We start from the raw sequence: 17429 nt of genomic DNA on the forward strand, positions 1-17429 counted from the left end.
AGGAGTTGTCATGAGTCATCAAGCATTGTTCCAGGAGGCGGCACTGATCCGCAGTGATGCCGAGGCGCTGGAAGTGGCCCGCCGGCTGGCGGCACAGTTTGCTCAGGAGGCCGGGTTGCGTGATCGCGAACGGCGTTTGCCCTGGGCCGAGCTGGCACAGTACTCGGCCAGCGGCCTGGGTGGCATCACCGTGCCCAAGTCACATGGCGGGGCCGGCGTCAGCCTGCTGACGTTGTCGCAGGTGTTCCGCATCCTGTGCGCGGCCGACCCCTCGCTGGGGCAGATTCCGCAGAATCACTTTGCCGTGCTGGAGGTGTTCCGCCTGCTGGCCACGCCGGCACAGCTGCGCTTCATCTATAGCGAAGTGCTGTCCGGGCGGCGGCTGGGCAATGCCGGGCCGGAAAAAGGCCAGCAGTCCATGCTGCAACTGAGCACCCGGCTACAGCGCGGCACGGACGGGCTGCGGCTGAGCGGCCAGCGCTTTTACTCCACGGGTGCCCTGTTTGCCGACTGGATTCCCACTCGTGCCAAGGATGAGTCCGGGCTGACGGTGCAGGTGCTGGTGCCACGCCATGCGCCGGGCGTGGAAGTCATCGACGACTGGTCGTCGTTTGGCCAACGCACCACGGCCAGCGGCTCGGTGCGTTTCGACCAGGTGCTGGTGGACGAAGCGCATTTGCTGCCGGTATGGCAGCTGGCCGACCGGCCCAACCTCACCGGGCCGGTTTCCCAGCTGATCCAGGCATCGATTGATGCCGGCATCGCCGAGGCCGCCTTGCACGATGCCATCCTGTTCGTGCGCGAACAGGCCCGGCCCTGGCTGGATTCCGGGGTGGAGCGGGCCAGTGACGACCCCTTTGTCATCCATGCCATCGGCCGGTTGCAGATCGATCTGCATGCGGCACAGGAGGTGCTGGACAATGCCGCGCGCACGCTGGACCACCTGCTTGGCGGCGACATCAGCGATGCCCGCAGTGCCGAGGCGTCCATCGCCGTGGCCGAGGCCAAGGTGCTGACCACCGAAATCGCCCTGCAAACCAGTGAAAAGCTGTTCGAGCTGGCTGGCTCGTCCGCCACTCGGGCGCGCCACCAGCTGGACCGCCACTGGCGCAATGCGCGGGTGCACACCCTGCACGATCCGGTGCGCTGGAAATACCACGCCATCGGCCAGTACCACCTTAACGGCGCCTTCCCCGCGCGCCATCAATGGAATTGAAAGGAGAGCCATTCATGAGCGCACCGGCCGTTTTGCCTGTCAGTCAACGATCAGCCCATCGCATTAGCAGCGATGAGGAAGCCTTGCAGCTGGCCCTCCGCCTGGCTGCTGATTTCGCCCCTGATGCAGCGCGGCGCGACCGCGAGCGCATCCTGCCGTGGGCCGAGCTGGAAACCTTCAGCCAGAGCGGCCTGTGGGGCATTACCGTGCCGCGCGAATACGGCGGTGCTGGCGTGTCCCATGTCACGCTGGCCGAAGTGATCGCCACCATCAGTGCCGCCGATGGTTCGCTGGCGCAAATTCCGCAAAACCACTACTACGCGCTGGAGGTGCTGCGCGTGGGTGGCAGCGCGGCGCAAAAGCGCTTTTTCTACGGCCTGGCGCTGGAGGGCGTGCGTTTCGGCAATGCGCTGGCCGAAATCGGCCACAAGGATTACCAGCGCCGCACTCGGCTGACGCCGGAGGGCAAGGGCTATCGCGTCAGCGGGCAGAAGTTTTATTGCACCGGGGCCTTGTATGCGCAGTGGATTCCCACCCTGGTGGTGGATGACAATCAGGACAGCTATCTGGCCTTCATCCCGCGCCACAGTGATGGTGTGGAAATCACCGACGACTGGGATGGCTTTGGCCAGCGCGTCACCGGCAGCGGCTCGGTCAGTTTCAGCCAGGTGTGGGTGGAGCCGGAGTGGATCGTGCCGTTCAAGGCCTCGTTTGACCGGCCCACCTCCATTGGCCCCTTTGCCCAGCTGCTGCACTGCGCCATCGACAGCGGCCAGGCACGCGGGGCCTATCAGGAAACCCTGCACTATGTGCGTGAACATGCGCGGCCATGGATTGATGCCGGCGTGGACAAGGCCAGCCGCGACCCGCTGCTGCTGGAGCGGGTGGGCAATGTGCAAGTGCGGCTGCGGGCGGCGGATGCCTTGCTGCACCGGGCTGGCCGCGTGCTGGATGCACTGCAACAGCAGGCTTTCCCCGATGCGCGCTGCGTGGCCGAGGCCTCGGTGGCGGTGGCCGAAGCCAAGGTACTGACTACCGAAGTGGCACTGCTGGCCGGCAATCAGCTGTTCGAGCTGTCCGGCACCAGCGCCACGCTGGGCGAGCGCAATCTGGACCGCTACTGGCGCAATGCCCGCGTGCACACCCTGCATGATCCGGTGCGCTGGAAGTTCTTCGCCGTCGGCAACTATGTGCTGAACGATGTCTTGCCGCCGCGCCACGGAGCCTTGTGACATGAGCAAAAAACAGATTCTGCTCAATGCCTTCAACATGAATTGCGTCGGCCACATCAACCATGGCCTGTGGGCGCATCCGCGTGACAATTCGGTGGACTACAACACGCTGTCTTACTGGACCAATCTGGCCAGAACACTGGAGCGCGGCCTATTCGACGGCCTGTTCATCGCCGACATCATCGGTGTCTACGATGTGTATCAGCAATCGATAGACCTGACCGCGCGCGAAGCCATCCAGCTGCCGGTCAACGACCCCTTGCTGCTGGTGCCGGCCATGGCCGCGGTGACCCAGAATCTGGGCTTTGGCGTCACGGCCAATCTCAGCTACGAGCCGCCTTATCTGTTCGCCCGCCGCATGTCCACGCTGGACCACCTCACCGGCGGCCGTGCCGGCTGGAATATCGTCACCGGCTATCTGGACAGCGGGGCGCGTGCCATGGGCCTGCTGACCCAGGACGAACACGACCAGCGCTACGACCGCGCCGACGATTACCTGACGCTGCTGTACAAGCTGTGGGAGGGCAGCTGGGAGGATGAGGCGGTACGGCGCGACAAGGCGGCGCGGGTGTTTGCCGATGCCAGCCGTATCCACCGCATCAATCACCAGGGGCCGTTCTATCAGCTGGACGGCTACCACCTGAGCGAGCCGTCACGCCAGCGCACGCCGGTGCTGTTTCAGGCTGGCAGCTCGGAGCGTGGCCAGCAGTTTGCCGCCCGCCACGCCGAAGGCATTTTCATCGCAGCCCAGGACAAGGACAAAACCCGCCAGCTGGTGCAGGACATCCGTCGTCAGGCGGTGGCCGCCGGCCGCCGCGCCGAGGATGTGAAAATCTTCATCGGCATCGCGGCGGTGGTGGGCCAGACCCAGGCCGAGGCGCAGGACAAGTTTGACGACTACTGGCAGTACGCCAGCCCGGAGGCGGGTCTCGCCCACTTTGCCAGCAGCATCGGCGTGGACTTCAGCCGCTATGGTCTGGACGACCCGATTGAATACGGTGGCAGCAATGCCATCCAGTCCGCAGCCAAAACCGCCGCTGCCAACCAGTTGACCCGGCGCAAGCTGCTGGAGCGCTTCCGTCTGGGCAGCCGCTATCCCACGCTGGTGGGGGATGCCGCCAGCGTGGCCGACGAGCTGGAAAGCTGGGTCAACGATGTGGGCGTGGACGGCTTCAACCTGACTCGCACGGTTACGCCGGAAAGCTACGAAGACTTCATCGATCTGGTGATCCCGGAGCTGCAAAACCGTGGCAGTTACAAGACCGCTTACGCTGAAGGCAGCCTGCGCCACAAGCTGTTTGCCGAGGGCGACCGCTTGCCGGCGCGCCATGCTGCGGCGGGTTACCGGCCACGCTGAAGCGACCAGCAATCAAAACAACATCACACACTCAAGGGAAAATCATGAAGCATCACAAGAAGCAACTGGGCGCACTGGCGCTGGTCGGCCTGCTGCTGGCACAAGGCGCACTGGCGGCGGCACTGAAAATTGGCGTCACGCCCGGCGCTTATGCCGATTCGGTACAGGTGGCCGCGCAGGAGGCCAGAAAGCAGGGGCTGGAAGTCGATGTGGTGGAGTTTTCCGACTGGACCACGCCCAATGTGGCGCTGGCCAGCAAGGATCTGGACGCCAATTATTTCCAACACCAGGCATTTCTGGACAATGTGATCAAGACCCAGGGTTTTCACTTTCGCCCGGTTGGGGTGGGCATCCTGGCCAATGTCGGCTTGTACTCCAGCCGCATCAAGCAATTTGGTGAGTTGAAAACTGGTGCCAAGGTGGCCATTGCCAGCGACCCCATCAATCAGGGCCGTGGCTTGCTGTTGCTGCAAAAAGCCGGCCTGATCAAGCTGCGTGACGGCGTGGGTGCGCGTGGCAGGCTGGGTGATATCGCCAGCAATCCGCGCAAACTGGAGTTTGTCGAGGTGGAAGGGCCGCAGCTGGTGCGGGTGGTGAATGATGTCGATCTGGCCCAAGGCTACCCGCACTTCATCGTGGCGGCGCATGCCTTCGACCCCGGTAGTGCGCTGATTTTCTCCGGCAAGGACGACGAGCAATACGCCCTGCGCTTTGTCGCCCGTGATGACAATGCCCGCGATCCTCGCCTGCTGAAGTTCGTGCAGATCTACCAGAACTCGCCGGCGGTCAAAGCGCAGATTCGCAAGTCCTACGCCAACAACGACAAGCTCTACAGCCTAGCCTGGCTGAAATGAACCGCCGTTGGCCGGCAGCAGGTGGTGCCGGCCAGTATTCAGCGGCGTTCGATACGCAGCTGGTAGCGGAAACGGTCGGCGCGGTAGCGGATGAAATCCAGTTCCAGCGGGCTGCCGTCCGCGCCCCAGGTCATGCGTTGCAAGGCCAGCAGCGGCGAGGCGGGCGGCACTTCCAGCAAGCCGGCTTCTTCCGGCGTGGCCAGCGCGGCTTCAATGCCGAGGTCGGCATGGCCCAGTGGCTGGCCATAGTCATTTTCCAGAATGTGAAACACATCGCGGGTGACCAGGTCTTCACGCGCCAGGCGCTGGCCCAGCTCCTGGGTGAAGTAACTGATATCCAGCGATACCGGCAGCCGCTCCAGATAACGCAGGCGGCGCAGCTCCACCATGGGCGCGCCCACCGCTACGCCAAACACCTGAGCCACCAGCTCGCTGGCGGGCAGGCTGTTCAGGCTCAGTACCCGGTTGCAGGCGGCGTAGCCCTGGCTATGCATGGCTTCGGCAAAGCCTTGTAGCCGGGTCAGCGTCTGGGTGGGCTTGTTCTTGGCGACATAGCAGCCCTTGCCGGCAATGCGGAAGATCATGCCTTCCTGTTCCAGGGTTCCCAGTGCATGGCGCACGGTAATGCGGCTCACACCAAAGCTTTCCATCAGCTGTTTTTCCGAGGGCAGTTTGTCGTGCTGATCGTAATGGCCGCTGAGAATCTGGCTGCGCAGGCTGTCGCGGATGCGGGCGTGCAGGGCTTGGGGGGCGTTCAGGGTGGACATGATGACAGTGGGGCAGATGCAGTGATGAACTGCAGCGAGTATAAGCCCGAAACCCTGCCAACCTGTCATGACAGGTTATGACTTAAAGTGATTTGCTTTGCTGATTTCCTTGGTTCTGTGTGGACAGGCGGCTGTCTAGAATCAGCCTCATCATTTTCACCGTGGCCTGCCAGCCGCATCGCCCACGGTGTTCCGCACAACCGCCAGCAAAGGAAGCACCATGAGTCTCGATATCTTCTGGTTTCTGCCCACCTCGGGGGATACCCGTTATCTGGGCCAGTCCGGCTCCGGCCGCGCTGTCAGCAACGAATACCTGCGGCAGATTGCCGTGGCGGCGGACAATCTGGGTTACGACGGCATTCTCATCCCCACGGGCAGCGGCTGCCTGGACCCGTGGGTGACCGCCTCCAGCCTGGTGCCGGTCACCAGCCGGCTGAAGCTGCTGGTGGCGCTGCGCACTGCGCTGACCAAGCCCACCGCCGCCGCCCGCATGGCCGCCACGCTGGATCAGGCCAGCAATGGCCGCCTACTGCTGAATGTGGTGGCCGGCGGCGATTCGGCCGAACTGGCCGCCGATGGCATCTTCCTGGATCACGACCAGCGCTACGAGGAAGCCAGCGAATTCCTGCACATCTGGAAGCGCCTGCTGGCCGGGGAAACCGTCAACTACGCCGGCAAATATCACACGGTGGAAAACGCGCAGAATTTCTTTGAGCCGGTGCAGAAACCGGCCCCGCCGCTGTACTTTGGTGGCTCGTCCAGTGCTGCGCATGATCTGGCGGCCGAGCACGTGGAAGCCTACCTCACCTGGGGCGAACCACCGGCCGCCGTGGCCGAGAAGATTGCCGATGTGCGCGCCCGCGCCGCCAAGCTGGGCCGCACCGTGCGCTTTGGCGTGCGCCTGCATGTGATCGTGCGTGAAACCACCGAGCAAGCCTGGGCGGCGGCCAATGCGCTGATCAGCCATCTGGATGACGAGGTGATCGCCAAGGTGCAGCAGCGCTTTGCCGCCATGGATTCCGAAGGCCAGCGCCGCATGGCAGCGCTGCATGGTGGCAAGCGCGACCAGCTGGAAGTCAGCCCCAATCTGTGGGCCGGCGTCGGCCTGGTGCGCGGTGGTGCCGGCACTGCGCTGGTGGGGGATGCGCAAAACGTGGCCGCGCGGCTGAAGGAATATGCCGACCTGGGCGTGGACAGCTTTGTCTTGTCCGGCTACCCGCATCTGGAAGAAGCCTACCGCTTTGCCGAACTGGTGTTCCCGCTGTTGCCGGGCAAGCGCTGGGTGTATGGCGACGACCGGGTACAGACCGGTGGCCCGTTTGATGCCAGCACGGTAGTGAGCAAGGCCGTGGCCGAGACGGAGGCCGCATGAGGGTGATCGACATGCGCTGCAGGCCGGCCTTCCTGCACGATTTCTTCGGGGCCTCGCCCGGCACCCAGGCTTACGAGGCGGCACGCTGGCTTAACCGGAGCGTGGGCTCGCGTGACGACCAGCACTTTGTCAACTCGCTGACCCAGCAAGGTTTTGTGGAGGAGGTGGCCAGCGCCGGCCTCAGCCACGCCGTGGTAGTGGGGCGGCATACGCCGGGCCAGCAGCTGCCCAATGACACCATTCACCAGATCGTGCATGGCCATGAGCGCCTGCTGGGCATTGCCGGGGTGGACCCGGCCTTGCAGGGCGAGCAGGCGGCGGTAGCCGAGGCCGAGCGTGCCATCCGCCAGCTGGGCCTGTCCGGCATCGATATCGAACCGGGCTTTGGCGTGCCGGCACGGCAGCCGGACGATGCGGTGTACTACCCCATCTACGAAACCTGCGCGGCGCTGGGCGTGCCGGTCTGCCTGATGTCCGGCCCCACCACGCCGGACCCGCGTTATAACGACCCCTCCGGTTTGGCCAAGGTGGCGGCGGATTTTCCGCAGCTGCCCATCGTTTGCTACCACGGCTACTGGCCACGGGTGGCGGAAGTCATCGCCATCGCCTTTCGCCATGAAAACGTATTGCTGGTGCCGGACATGTACCAGTTTTTGCCGGGCAGCCAGCTGTATATCGATGCGGCCAATGGCTTCATGGCCGAGCAGCTGCTGTTTGGCTCGTCCTATCCATTCCGCCCCATTCGCCAGTCGATTGATGATCTGCATGGCCTGGGCCTGCGGCCCGATGTGCTGGACAAGGTGCTGTACGGCAATGCCGCGCGCCTGTTTGACCTTTAAGGACGGCTAACAAAAAACCTGCTGCGGCATTGCGCCTCCTGGCCGGACTTTTTGTTCGGTCTGCGGCGGTGTGCCTTGCCGCAGGGACGCTACGCCATTTTGTTGGCCGCTTTAAAGCCGGATATCCATACTGCAAACAATAAGGAAACGTGATGCAACACTTCAACCCCACCCGCCGCCGTTTGCTGAGCCTGCTGGCGGCAGCTGGCCTGGCGCTGTCCACCCTGTCGGCCAGCGCACTGGCTGCCGGCAGCGACACCCTGAATATCGGTTATCAGAAATACGGCACGCTGGTGCTGCTCAAGGCGCAGGGCACGCTGGAAAAACGCCTGGCCCCGCTGGGCATCAAGGTGAAATGGGCCGAATTCCCCGGTGGCCCGCAACTGCTCGAGGCGCTGAATGTGGGCAGCGTGGACCTGGGCACCACCGGCGAAACGCCGCCCATCTTTGCCCAGGCGGCGGGGGCCGACCTGCTGTATCTGGCCAATGAACCGGCCGCGCCGCAAGGCGAAGGCATCGTGGTGAGCAAGGACTCGGCCATCCGCAGTGTGAAAGACCTCAAGGGCAAGCGCGTGGCGCTGAACAAGGGGTCCAATGTGCACTATCTGCTGGTGCGTGCGCTGGAAAAGGCCGGCCTCAAATATGAGGATATCACCCCGGTATTCCTTAATCCGGCCGATGGCCGCGCGGCCTTCCAGCAAGGCAGTGTGGACGCCTGGGTGATCTGGGACCCGTTCTTTGCTGCGGCGGAAAAACAGCTGGGTGCCCGCCTGCTGGCCGATGGCAAGGGCATCGTCAACAACACCCAGTTTTATCTGGGGCGCAAGCCTTATGTAGCCAGCAATCCCAAGGTGATCAAGGTGGTGCTGGAAGAGCTGCAACGGCTGGATTCCTGGGGCAAGAGCCATATTCCGGAAGTAGCGGCCGAGCTATCCAGCCAGATCGGCCTGGACAAGGACATCGTGCAGGTGGCTGCGCAACGCTCCGGCTACGGGGTGAAACTGCTGGATGGCAAGGTGGTGGCCGAGCAGCAGCGCATTGCCGATACCTTTTTCAAGCTCAAGCTGGTTCCCAAGCCGCTGGTGGTGAAGGATATCGTGTGGGATGGCAAGTAAGCGCAGCCAAGCAAATGGCCTAGCCCCCTGGGGCAAGGCGCAGCGCCGCCGCAGTTTTTGTTAGCGGCCCGGGATGCCGCCTGAGCGGGCTGTTGGTGGTTTGATGGAGGCCGGCATTGCGCGTGCGATGCCGGCTTTTTGTCGTGGTGCAGGATGATACGCTGCCGGTATCGGCAGTATGTAAAAAATGCTGAAAGCATCACTAATAGATAGTGCTATATATCTGGCATTTTTCCCGTAAACGGCAGCGATTTTTCCTTATTTATCGCCAATATATTCGTTATTTTATGGACGAAAACACCCGAATGGCATGATACTGCTGAGGTGTACAGCAGTCTGTGTCACGGCGCAGATTGCTGCAGTAAAAATCAAATGGTTGTATACCGGGCAGGAAAAATAGTTGGACGCCAAAATCCCCAATATCGAGGCCATGCTGGATCTGGCATTTCAATTGGTGCTGTGCCAGTTGGAGGCGGATATTTTCCGTGCCAAGCAGGACATCCGGGAGATGGTCGTGCCCATCAAGATATTGCTGTTGAAGGATATTGAAGAAGATACCCAACCCTGCACGCTGGATGATTTCTGAGCCGGCGTGATTGCACCGCGCGCCTGCTGCCTGGCAGGCGCATCCTGCCGGGCGCTTGCCCAATGGCCGCCGTCACTTTGCCAGCCGTCCGAGCTAAAACGCCAGTGCTGGCCATCTCGTCTTGTCCTGATGTAAGAAGCTGTTCAAAGTCTCGGCAGACTATGCACATCTTCTAAAACCTGTCAGCTGCCACTTCCCGGTGGAATCCTGTCCTCTATCTTGCTTCTTATCTGCTACAGCCAAGGTGCCAGCCTGCCGCTTCCTTGCCGATTCCTGTACAAACACCCGCGATGTGCACGGCCACGGCCGGTCACGCCGTCTGCGTGCGCGCTACAGGATGTCCGTGTTTGTTTCCGTCTGTGGGTGACAAAAAACAGCCTCTTTGACCGAGGTGGGTGGCCCGACGGTATGGCTGTTTTCTGCTGCAAATTTCCTGCAATTTTCTGAATAAGCTATCCGCAATTTCTTGCTTGGGAATGCCGGGTGGATTTCTTAATATCCATGTCTGACAAGTGGTTTTGCCGCAAGGGCAGGGCCACCATTTTTCCCCTTGGCACCAGAGGCTGCGAGATGAGTTTTTATCAGGATTACAACGACAAGCTGGCCATCGAAGGCTGGAATACCCGGGCAGTGCAGCAGTATCAACATGTGGACTTGCGTCGCCTGTCACCGGCGCTGGGTGCGGAAATCCGGGGCGTGGACCTGAGCCAGCCCCTGCCGCCGGCACAGCTGGAGGAAATCCGCCAGGCGCTCACCGATTTTCTGGTGCTGACCTTCCCCGGACAGGCCATCGGTGCCACAGAGCACAAGGCCTTCGCCCGGCATTTTGGCAGCCTGCACCAGCACGTGCTGGGTGACAGCACCCAGTTGACCGCGCGTAGTGATGATCCGGAAATCCTGGGCTGGAAAACAGGCCGCAGCACGCGCTACACCGCTGGTGATGCCTGGCATAACGATGTGTCTTGCGATCCGCACCCCATCTGGGCCTCGCTGCTGCGGGTGACCCGGCTGCCGGAAGTGGGCGGCGGTGATACGGCATTTGCCAACCTCTATCTGGCCTACGCGTCCTTGTCTGATCCGCTGAAGCAGTTTCTGGAAGGGCTGAGCGCCGTCCACGACGGCAAGGAAGGGTGGAGCAATGGCTATGGTGCCGAGCCCAAGCCTGGTCAGGTATTCAATGCCAGCGAGCATCCGGTGGTAGCCCGTCACCCGGTCAGCGGTCGCAAGTTCCTGTTTGTCAACGAAGCCTTCACCTCGCACATCGTGCAGCTGAGCCGGGCCGAAAGCCGTGCCTTGTTGCAGCTGCTGTTCCGTCATATCGAAAAACACCAGTCCTTCCAGGCCCGCATTCACTGGCAGCCGGATACCCTGTTGTTGTGGGACAACTGGGCCACCCAGCACCATGCGATCTGGGATTATTATCCTTTCGAGCGCTGGGGCGAACGGGTTTCGGCCTATCGTGACCACGGCCCGCAAGCGGCAGCTAGCTTGCTATCAGCCGTGTAAGGGGTGATCGGCCCGGTCTGAGATGGGGCATTCAGCCACTGGATGCCCCGCACTTTGCAACAAAATCCTTTCTTTCAGCCATTTCCTTCAGTATTGCTCACCGCCTTTGCGGGCAGGGGCAATCTTGTTGCCGCTTGCGGTGATTTCTGGCCATAGGCACCGGCTGAGTGCAAATCATTTCTGATTGATAATTGTCAATTTTATTAAAAATTTGCTGCATTCAAATAACATTTCCATATTATGATGCCACGGCAAAATTAGACCAATGTGCTAAACGGTTGCCGCCAGCGATGCGGGACCAGCATTCCGGCACGCACACATACCCTGGCCATCATCATGTCAAATCAATTCAACGCTTTTACCAGCAGGCTCAGCATTGCCGCCAAGCTTAACCTGGTGTTATCCCTGTTGTTGCTGGTGGTACTCGGACTGGCCGGCATCTGGCTGACCCATTGGCAAAGCCAGCGCATGGAACAGCAACAGCAACAGGAAATGCGCCAGGCCAACCGTCAGGTCATCGACATGATGGATGCCTACGCCGCACAGCTGGAACGCTCGGCCGCGCTGGCCGAGTCAGCTTTGCGCGCCAACCTCCCGGGTCAGCCGGCGCTGAGTGGCGAACGGATGGACACCGGCGGCAAAGCCCTGCCGGTGCTGCGTATTGGCGAGCACGTCATCAATAACAGTACGCTGGAGGTGGATCGTTTCACCCGTAGCACCGGCTCGCTGGCCACGGTATTTGTCAAGGATGGCAGCGAGTGGATTCGCATTGCCACCTCGGTCAAGAAGGAAGACGGCAGCCGTGCTGTCGGCACCCCGCTGAGCCACGATTCACCTGCCTATGCCAGCCTGAATGCCGGCCACGCCTATACCGGCCCGGTTCAGCTGTTTGGTCGCGATTTCATGACGCTGTATTCGCCAGTGCAGAACGAGGCTGGTCAGGTCGTGGCGGCCTTGTTTGTGGGTGAGGAGTTCACCGCCAGCCTGGCTGCGCTGCGGCAGAAAATCATGTCGGTGCGCTTTGGCGAATCCGGTTACATCTATGCTTTCGATGCCCACAACGAGCCGGGCCGCATGATGATCCACCCGCATTCCCAGGGTAAGAACCTGCTGGACTTCAAGGACAAGGACGGCCTCGCCATCAACCGCATCATGCTGGAACAAAAGCAGGGCGTGCTGCATTACCACTGGGCCAAGCCGGACAGTAACGAGCCGGTGCGTCCCAAGATTGCCGTGTTCGATACTTTTGAACGCTGGGGCTGGATTGTCGCCGCCAGCAGTTATGAAGACGAGTTCGCTGCCCAGTTGCAGGCCATGCGCTGGCGCCTGGCCATCGGCATCATCGTCATGATAGGCCTGCTGCTGGCTGCTACTTTCTGGGCCAGCCGCCTGTGGGTCACCCGGCCACTGGCCCATGCGGTGGATGCCATCCGCCGCGTGGCCGACGGCGACCTGACCGTGCGCATTGAGGCGCGCAGCCAGGACGAGGTGGGCGAGTTGCTGCTGGCTGCCGACGCAATGAGTAGCCATCTGCGCGAGATGATTGGTGATGTCGAACGCAGCCTGGCGTCCTTGTCGGTGCAGGCCAGATCGCTGGTGAGTATTTCGGAAGATGTGTCCACCGCTTCGGGCGAGCAGAATGCCGCCGCCAGCACCATGGCAGCCTGCGTGGAAGAAATGAGCAGCAGCATCAATCAAGTGGCGCGTCATGCCGATCTGGCGCGACAGATGGCTGCCGATGCCAACGTGCAGTCGCAATGCGGCGCACAGGTGGTATCCCAGGCCACCAACACCATGGGGCAGATTGCCGTTGCGGTGAAGCAGGCGGGTGGCACCGTGCGCCAGCTGGATGGCTTGTCCGAACGCATTGCCGAAGTGGTGACCGTGATTCGCGACATCGCCGACCAGACCAATCTGCTGGCGTTGAATGCCGCCATCGAAGCGGCACGAGCCGGCGAGGCCGGTCGTGGTTTTGCCGTGGTGGCTGATGAGGTGCGCAAGCTGGCGGAGCGTACCACCCAGTCCACCCTGCAGATTACCGATACCGTCAGCAAGATTCAGGACGGTGCCCGCATGGCGGTGGAGCATATGGAAGCCGGTGCGCAGCAGGTGGATGCCGGTGTCAGCAGCGCCAGTCAGGCGGCTAGCAGCCTGCAGGATATCCAGGCCGGTGCGGCGCAGGTGGGTGAGGCGGTCAGCGGCATCTCCGATGCGCTGGGCGAGCAGGATGCGGCCAGCCGCGATATCGCGCTCAATGTGGAAAAAATTGCCCAGCAAGCCGATGGCAATCACGGCAAGGCCCGTGCTGCCGCCCAGGCTGCTGCCACACTGGTGGGGCTGGCTGAGGCACTGCGCACCAGCATCAGCCGCTTCAAGCTGTAGCGTGCCCCGCCCGTAAAACGGGCGGATTGTTGTCGGCTGCGGTATCCTGCGCGCTATAAATAAGACAGGGCGGTGTTCGAACACCGCCAGCGCCGGGGACAAGCCGACATCATGAATCAGACCGCTTCCATGCTGGACGGGCTGCTGCACGAGGCAGGGCCGCTGCTGTTGGGGCTGTGCAGCAATGCCCTCATCGGGGTGTACGTCATCCAGGACGATCACTTCGTTTTCGTCAATGCCAGGCTGGCCGAGCTGTTTGGCTACAGCCAGCAACAGTTATGCAGTGGCATGGGCCCGCGCCAGCTCACCGCCCAGCGCGACCAGGCCATGGTGCGCCGGGAAATCGACAGCCGCATCAAGGGCGACAGCCAGAGCAGCCACTATGCATTTCGCGGTGTGCGGCAGGACGGTTCCGAGCTGGATGTGGAAGTTTTTGGCGTTAGCACGCGTTTTGGCGAGCGGCCGGCCATCATCGGCATGCTGCTGGATGTGTCCGAACGTAGCGCCGCCGAGCGCGCGGTCAAGGACCAGCTGCAGTTCATCACCCGTCTGATCGATACCATTCCCAATCCGGTGTTCTACAAGGACGAGACCGGTCGCTATATCGGCTGCAACAGCGCCTTCGAGCAATATCTGGGCAGGCCGCGCAGCGAGCTGATCGGCCATTCCGTATTCGATATCTCCCCGCCGGATCTGGCCGCCCGTTACCAGGCGGCAGACCAGGCCCTGTTTGACAGCCGTGGCACCCAGGTTTACGAAACCCAGGTGGTGTATGGCGATGGCAGCCGGCACGAGGTGATGTTCTACAAGGCGACCTTCGACAAGGCTGATGGCAGCCTGGGCGGCTTGGTTGGCCTGATGCTGGATATCAGCGAACGCAAGCGCATGGAGCAGGCAATCTGGCACGAGGCCAACTACGATGCCCTGACCGGCCTGCCCAATTTGCGGCTGCTGCGCGACAGTCTGGCCAAAGAGCTGGAGCGGGCGCGGCGCATGAGCAGCAATCTGGCGCTGCTGTTTATCGATCTGGACCGTTTCAAGGAAGTCAACGACACGCTGGGTCACCATATGGGGGACCAGCTGCTGAAGCAGGCGGCCGAGCGCATTCGTGCCGTGGTGCGCAATAGTGACATCGTCTCCCGCCAGGGTGGCGACGAGTTTGTGGTCATCCTGCCCGACATCAGCGACGCCCAGGCGGCCGGGCTGGTGGCCGGCAAAATCATCCGCTTGCTGGGCCTGCCTTTCCTGCTGGGCAGCAATCAGGTTTATGTGTCGGCCAGCATTGGCATTGCACTGTATCCGGATGACAGCACCGAGCTGGAAACCCTGGTCAGCTTCGCCGATCAGGCGATGTATGCGGCCAAGGCCGCTGGGCGCAATGGCTCCAGCTATTTCACCCCGTCCTTGCAGGTCGAGGCGCAGCGCCGGCAAAAGGTGGGCAACAGCCTGCGTCAGGCCTTGCGCGACAATCAATTCGAAGCGTATTACCAGCCGATTGTCGAGCTGGCCAGCGGCCGGGTGGTCAAGGCTGAAGCACTGCTGCGCTGGCACCATCCCGAGCAGGGTGTGCTGCTGCCCGGCGATTTCATCGCGGTAGCCGAGGAAATCGGCATGATCGGCGATATCGGCAATCTGGTGTTCCAGCAGACACTGGAGCTGATTGCGGCTTGGCCGGACGGGCAGGTTAGCGTCAATATCTCGCCGCGCCAGTTCATCAGCGGCGATTGCCGCCACTGGCTGCATGAAATCGCCGAACGGCAGCTGCCCACTGGCTGTCTGGCGGTGGAAATCACCGAAGGGCTGCTGCTGGATGAACGGCCGCTGGTGGTCAACACCCTGTTGGGCTTTCATCAGGCGGGGGTGGAGGTCAGCATCGACGACTTTGGCACCGGCTACTCCGCCATGTCCTATCTGAAAAAATTCAATATCGATTATCTGAAGATAGATCGCAGCTTCATCGCTGGTCTGTCCAGTGACAATACCGACCATGCCATTACCGAGGCGGTGATCGCCATGGCGCACAAACTGGGCATGCGGGTGATTGCCGAAGGGGTGGAGACCGAGGCGCAGCGCCAGCTGCTGCTGGAGGCAGGCTGCGACTACGCCCAGGGTTATCTGTTTGCCCACCCCATGCCACGCCAGGATTTTCTCGCTTTCATTCGCACCGGCCAGTGCTGAGTTGCCATTGGCGGGAATGACTACGCTTTGGTGGTTTCGTAAAACTCGATTGGCAGCTGGTCCGGGTCCTGGCAGAAGAAAAAGCGCTGTCCGGTCAGCGCGTCCAGTCGTATCTCTTCGCAGGGCACTTGCTGACACAGCAGTGCCGCCCGCAATGCCTCCAGATCATCCGTACTCAGCGCCAGATGGCGTAGGCCGCAGGCTTCCGGCCGGCTGAGACGTGCGGGCGGGGTGGGAAAGCTGAACAATTCCAGCTGGGTGCCATCCGGCAGCTGCAGGTTCAGCTTCCACGACTGGCGTTCGGCACGCCAGCTCTCGCTGATGATGGGCAGGCCAAGAATGCGGTGGTAAAAGTCGCGCGCGCGGGCATAGTCGGCGGTGATCAGGGCGACGTGATGCAGGCCGCGCAACGGCAGGGGCGTGTCTGACATGGCTAATAGATAATCTATATTGAAAATCTAATTTCAATCAATTGGACGCATGGTGGCGTGGCCAGCACAATGGCGGCACTGACTGACACTCAGCACCACAGGAGCTGGTTCTGTTCTCGGAACCTCTTCTGCCGTTAACAGGCAATCAAACACTGACGGCCTGTTGGCGACCCTCCCGCTTTCGGTGGTTTCGGGCCTTGACGCCACCGAATGCTCTTGCGACCGGCACCACTTGCGTGGTGGCCGGTCTTTTTTTTGGGCCGCCCGCTTGGCTTAGCGGCGGTCTTCCAGCAGGGCTTTCAGCCAATGGCTGCGCTGTTGCCAGATGATGGGTGCCTGCAGCAGCAGGTGGGCGGTGGCCAGAATGTTCAGCACGGCGGTGCCCAGCAGCAGGTAGGAGATATTGTCGAACTGCTTGAGCACCAGCACGCTGGCCAGCGCTGCGGCCACCATATAGAAACCATTGATGATGTTGTTGGCGGCGATGGCTTGCGAGCGGAAGCTGTCCGGGCTGGACACCTGCAGCCAGGTGTAGAGCGGCACGGTAAAGAAGCCGCCGAAGAAACCCAGCATGGCGACATCCAGCATGTGACGCCAGCTGCTGAGCTGGCTCAGGAAGTCTGGCAGCGCCAACAGGGGGCCGTGGTAATGCGACATGGCACCCAGTGCCAGATCGCCGCCAAACAGCGTCATGCCGGCGCTACCCAGCAACACCAGCCCAAGCTGCAACTGGCCGTGCGACAACTTGGCGCAAATCACCGAACCCAGGCCGATGCCGATGGAAAACAGCGCCAGCATCACGGTATAGACATCGGCATTGCCGCCCAGGTGCAGGCGGGTAAAGGTGGGGAGCTGGGTGGTGTACACCGCGCCCATCAGCCAGAACCAGGAAATGCCGAGAATGGCACTGCGTACATCGCGGATGCGCCAGGCCTCGCCAACCAGTCGTACCGAGTCGCCGATGAAATTGAAGGACAGTTTCAGGTGCGGCGCGCCGGGCGGTGCGGTTGGCATGCGGCGGCTGAACAGCCAGCCGCACACGGCGGTGCCCAGCAGCAGGCCAACGGTAATCCACGGGCCGCCCTGGGTCATCAGGCTGCCGATGATCTGGCCGATGAGGATGGCAAGAAAAGTGCCCATCTCGATCATGCCGTTGCCGCCCACCAGTTCGTGCTCATCCAGATATTGCGGCAGCACCGAATACTTGAGCGGACCAAAAAACGCCGAGTGGCAGCCCATCAGGAACAGGGCAGACATCAGCAGGCCGGCTGAGTGCAGGAAAAAGCCGCTGCCAGCCAGCAGCATGATGCCGATTTCAGCCAGCTTGATCCAGCGGGCGATGATGGCCTTGTCGAAGCGCTCGGAAATCTTGCCCGCCGTGGCGGAGAACAGGAAGAAGGGCAGGATGAATACCCCGGCCGCCATATTCACCAGCAGTTCCGGTGACAAGCCATTCAGGCTGAGGCCGTGGTAGCTGATCAGCACCACGATGGCGGTTTTCAGCAGGTTGTCATTGAATGCGCCCAGAAACTGCGTGCCGAACAAGGGCAGAAAGCGGCGGGAGCCAAAAAAACTGAAGTCTGTTTTCACGGTT

Annotated in this window: 14 protein-coding genes; 11 read left to right on the forward strand and 3 right to left on the reverse strand. The window is 61.7% G+C overall.

Going from position 1 to position 17429, the window contains the following annotated elements; all coding sequences use genetic code 11:
• The first annotated feature begins 10 nt into the window (after positions 1–10).
• The 4 genes from FAZ30_RS15260 to FAZ30_RS15275 are packed head-to-tail and all read left to right on the forward strand — an operon-like array spanning position 11 to position 4659.
• On the forward strand, positions 11–1216 hold the full coding sequence (locus FAZ30_RS15260) for an SfnB family sulfur acquisition oxidoreductase (RefSeq protein WP_137009754.1): 1206 nt from the start codon (positions 11–13) through the stop codon (positions 1214–1216).
• Between the two features lie 14 nt (positions 1217–1230).
• Positions 1231–2448 (forward strand): SfnB family sulfur acquisition oxidoreductase, encoded by a 1218-nt coding sequence (locus FAZ30_RS15265; protein WP_205676604.1) that lies wholly within the window; start codon positions 1231–1233, stop codon positions 2446–2448.
• A gap of 1 nt (position 2449) precedes the next feature.
• Complete coding sequence (locus FAZ30_RS15270) at positions 2450–3805, forward strand: LLM class flavin-dependent oxidoreductase (RefSeq protein WP_137009756.1); 1356 nt, start codon at positions 2450–2452, stop codon at positions 3803–3805.
• A gap of 44 nt (positions 3806–3849) precedes the next feature.
• On the forward strand, positions 3850–4659 hold the full coding sequence (locus FAZ30_RS15275; protein WP_137009757.1) for a MetQ/NlpA family ABC transporter substrate-binding protein: 810 nt from the start codon (positions 3850–3852) through the stop codon (positions 4657–4659).
• A 38-nt stretch (positions 4660–4697) separates the two neighbouring features.
• Here the strand turns inward: FAZ30_RS15275 and FAZ30_RS15280 are convergent, their stop codons facing one another.
• On the reverse strand, positions 4698–5426 hold the full coding sequence (locus tag FAZ30_RS15280; RefSeq protein WP_137009758.1) for a GntR family transcriptional regulator: 729 nt from the start codon (positions 5424–5426) through the stop codon (positions 4698–4700).
• Between the two features lie 220 nt (positions 5427–5646).
• On the opposite strand from FAZ30_RS15280, the gene ssuD reads away from it, so the two are divergent.
• The 7 genes from ssuD to FAZ30_RS15315 all read left to right on the forward strand — a co-directional run bounded on the left by ssuD (position 5647) and on the right by FAZ30_RS15315 (position 15404).
• Positions 5647–6798 (forward strand): FMNH2-dependent alkanesulfonate monooxygenase, encoded by a 1152-nt coding sequence (gene ssuD, locus FAZ30_RS15285; protein WP_137009759.1) that lies wholly within the window; start codon positions 5647–5649, stop codon positions 6796–6798.
• Positions 6795–7637: an amidohydrolase family protein gene (locus tag FAZ30_RS15290; protein ID WP_137009760.1), complete on the forward strand. Its 843-nt coding sequence runs from the start codon at positions 6795–6797 to the stop codon at positions 7635–7637. The genes ssuD and FAZ30_RS15290 overlap by 4 nt, the downstream gene beginning before the upstream one ends.
• Before the next feature lie 152 nt (positions 7638–7789).
• Complete coding sequence (locus FAZ30_RS15295; protein ID WP_124641069.1) at positions 7790–8752, forward strand: sulfonate ABC transporter substrate-binding protein; 963 nt, start codon at positions 7790–7792, stop codon at positions 8750–8752.
• A 400-nt stretch (positions 8753–9152) separates the two neighbouring features.
• On the forward strand, positions 9153–9338 hold the full coding sequence (locus FAZ30_RS15300; protein WP_124641067.1) for a hypothetical protein: 186 nt from the start codon (positions 9153–9155) through the stop codon (positions 9336–9338).
• Between the two features lie 570 nt (positions 9339–9908).
• Positions 9909–10844, forward strand: a complete 936-nt coding sequence (locus FAZ30_RS15305) for a TauD/TfdA dioxygenase family protein (RefSeq protein ID WP_124641065.1) — start codon at positions 9909–9911, stop codon at positions 10842–10844.
• Between the two features lie 336 nt (positions 10845–11180).
• A complete protein-coding gene (locus tag FAZ30_RS15310) occupies positions 11181–13226 on the forward strand; it encodes a methyl-accepting chemotaxis protein (protein WP_124641063.1) in 2046 nt (681 codons plus the stop codon).
• A 111-nt stretch (positions 13227–13337) separates the two neighbouring features.
• Complete coding sequence (locus FAZ30_RS15315) at positions 13338–15404, forward strand: putative bifunctional diguanylate cyclase/phosphodiesterase (RefSeq protein WP_137009761.1); 2067 nt, start codon at positions 13338–13340, stop codon at positions 15402–15404.
• 20 nt (positions 15405–15424) lie between these two features.
• On the opposite strand, the gene gloA2 is transcribed toward FAZ30_RS15315, so the two are convergent.
• Positions 15425–15835, reverse strand: coding sequence for an SMU1112c/YaeR family gloxylase I-like metalloprotein (gloA2, locus tag FAZ30_RS15320; RefSeq protein ID WP_137009762.1), 411 nt, complete (start codon positions 15833–15835; stop codon positions 15425–15427).
• Between the two features lie 273 nt (positions 15836–16108).
• On the reverse strand, positions 16109–17425 hold the full coding sequence (locus FAZ30_RS15325; RefSeq protein ID WP_137009763.1) for an MFS transporter: 1317 nt from the start codon (positions 17423–17425) through the stop codon (positions 16109–16111).
• Positions 17426–17429: the final 4 nt, after the last annotated feature.

The organism is Aquitalea aquatilis, assembly GCF_005155025.1.
GTDB classification, from domain to species: domain Bacteria; phylum Pseudomonadota; class Gammaproteobacteria; order Burkholderiales; family Chromobacteriaceae; genus Aquitalea; species Aquitalea aquatilis.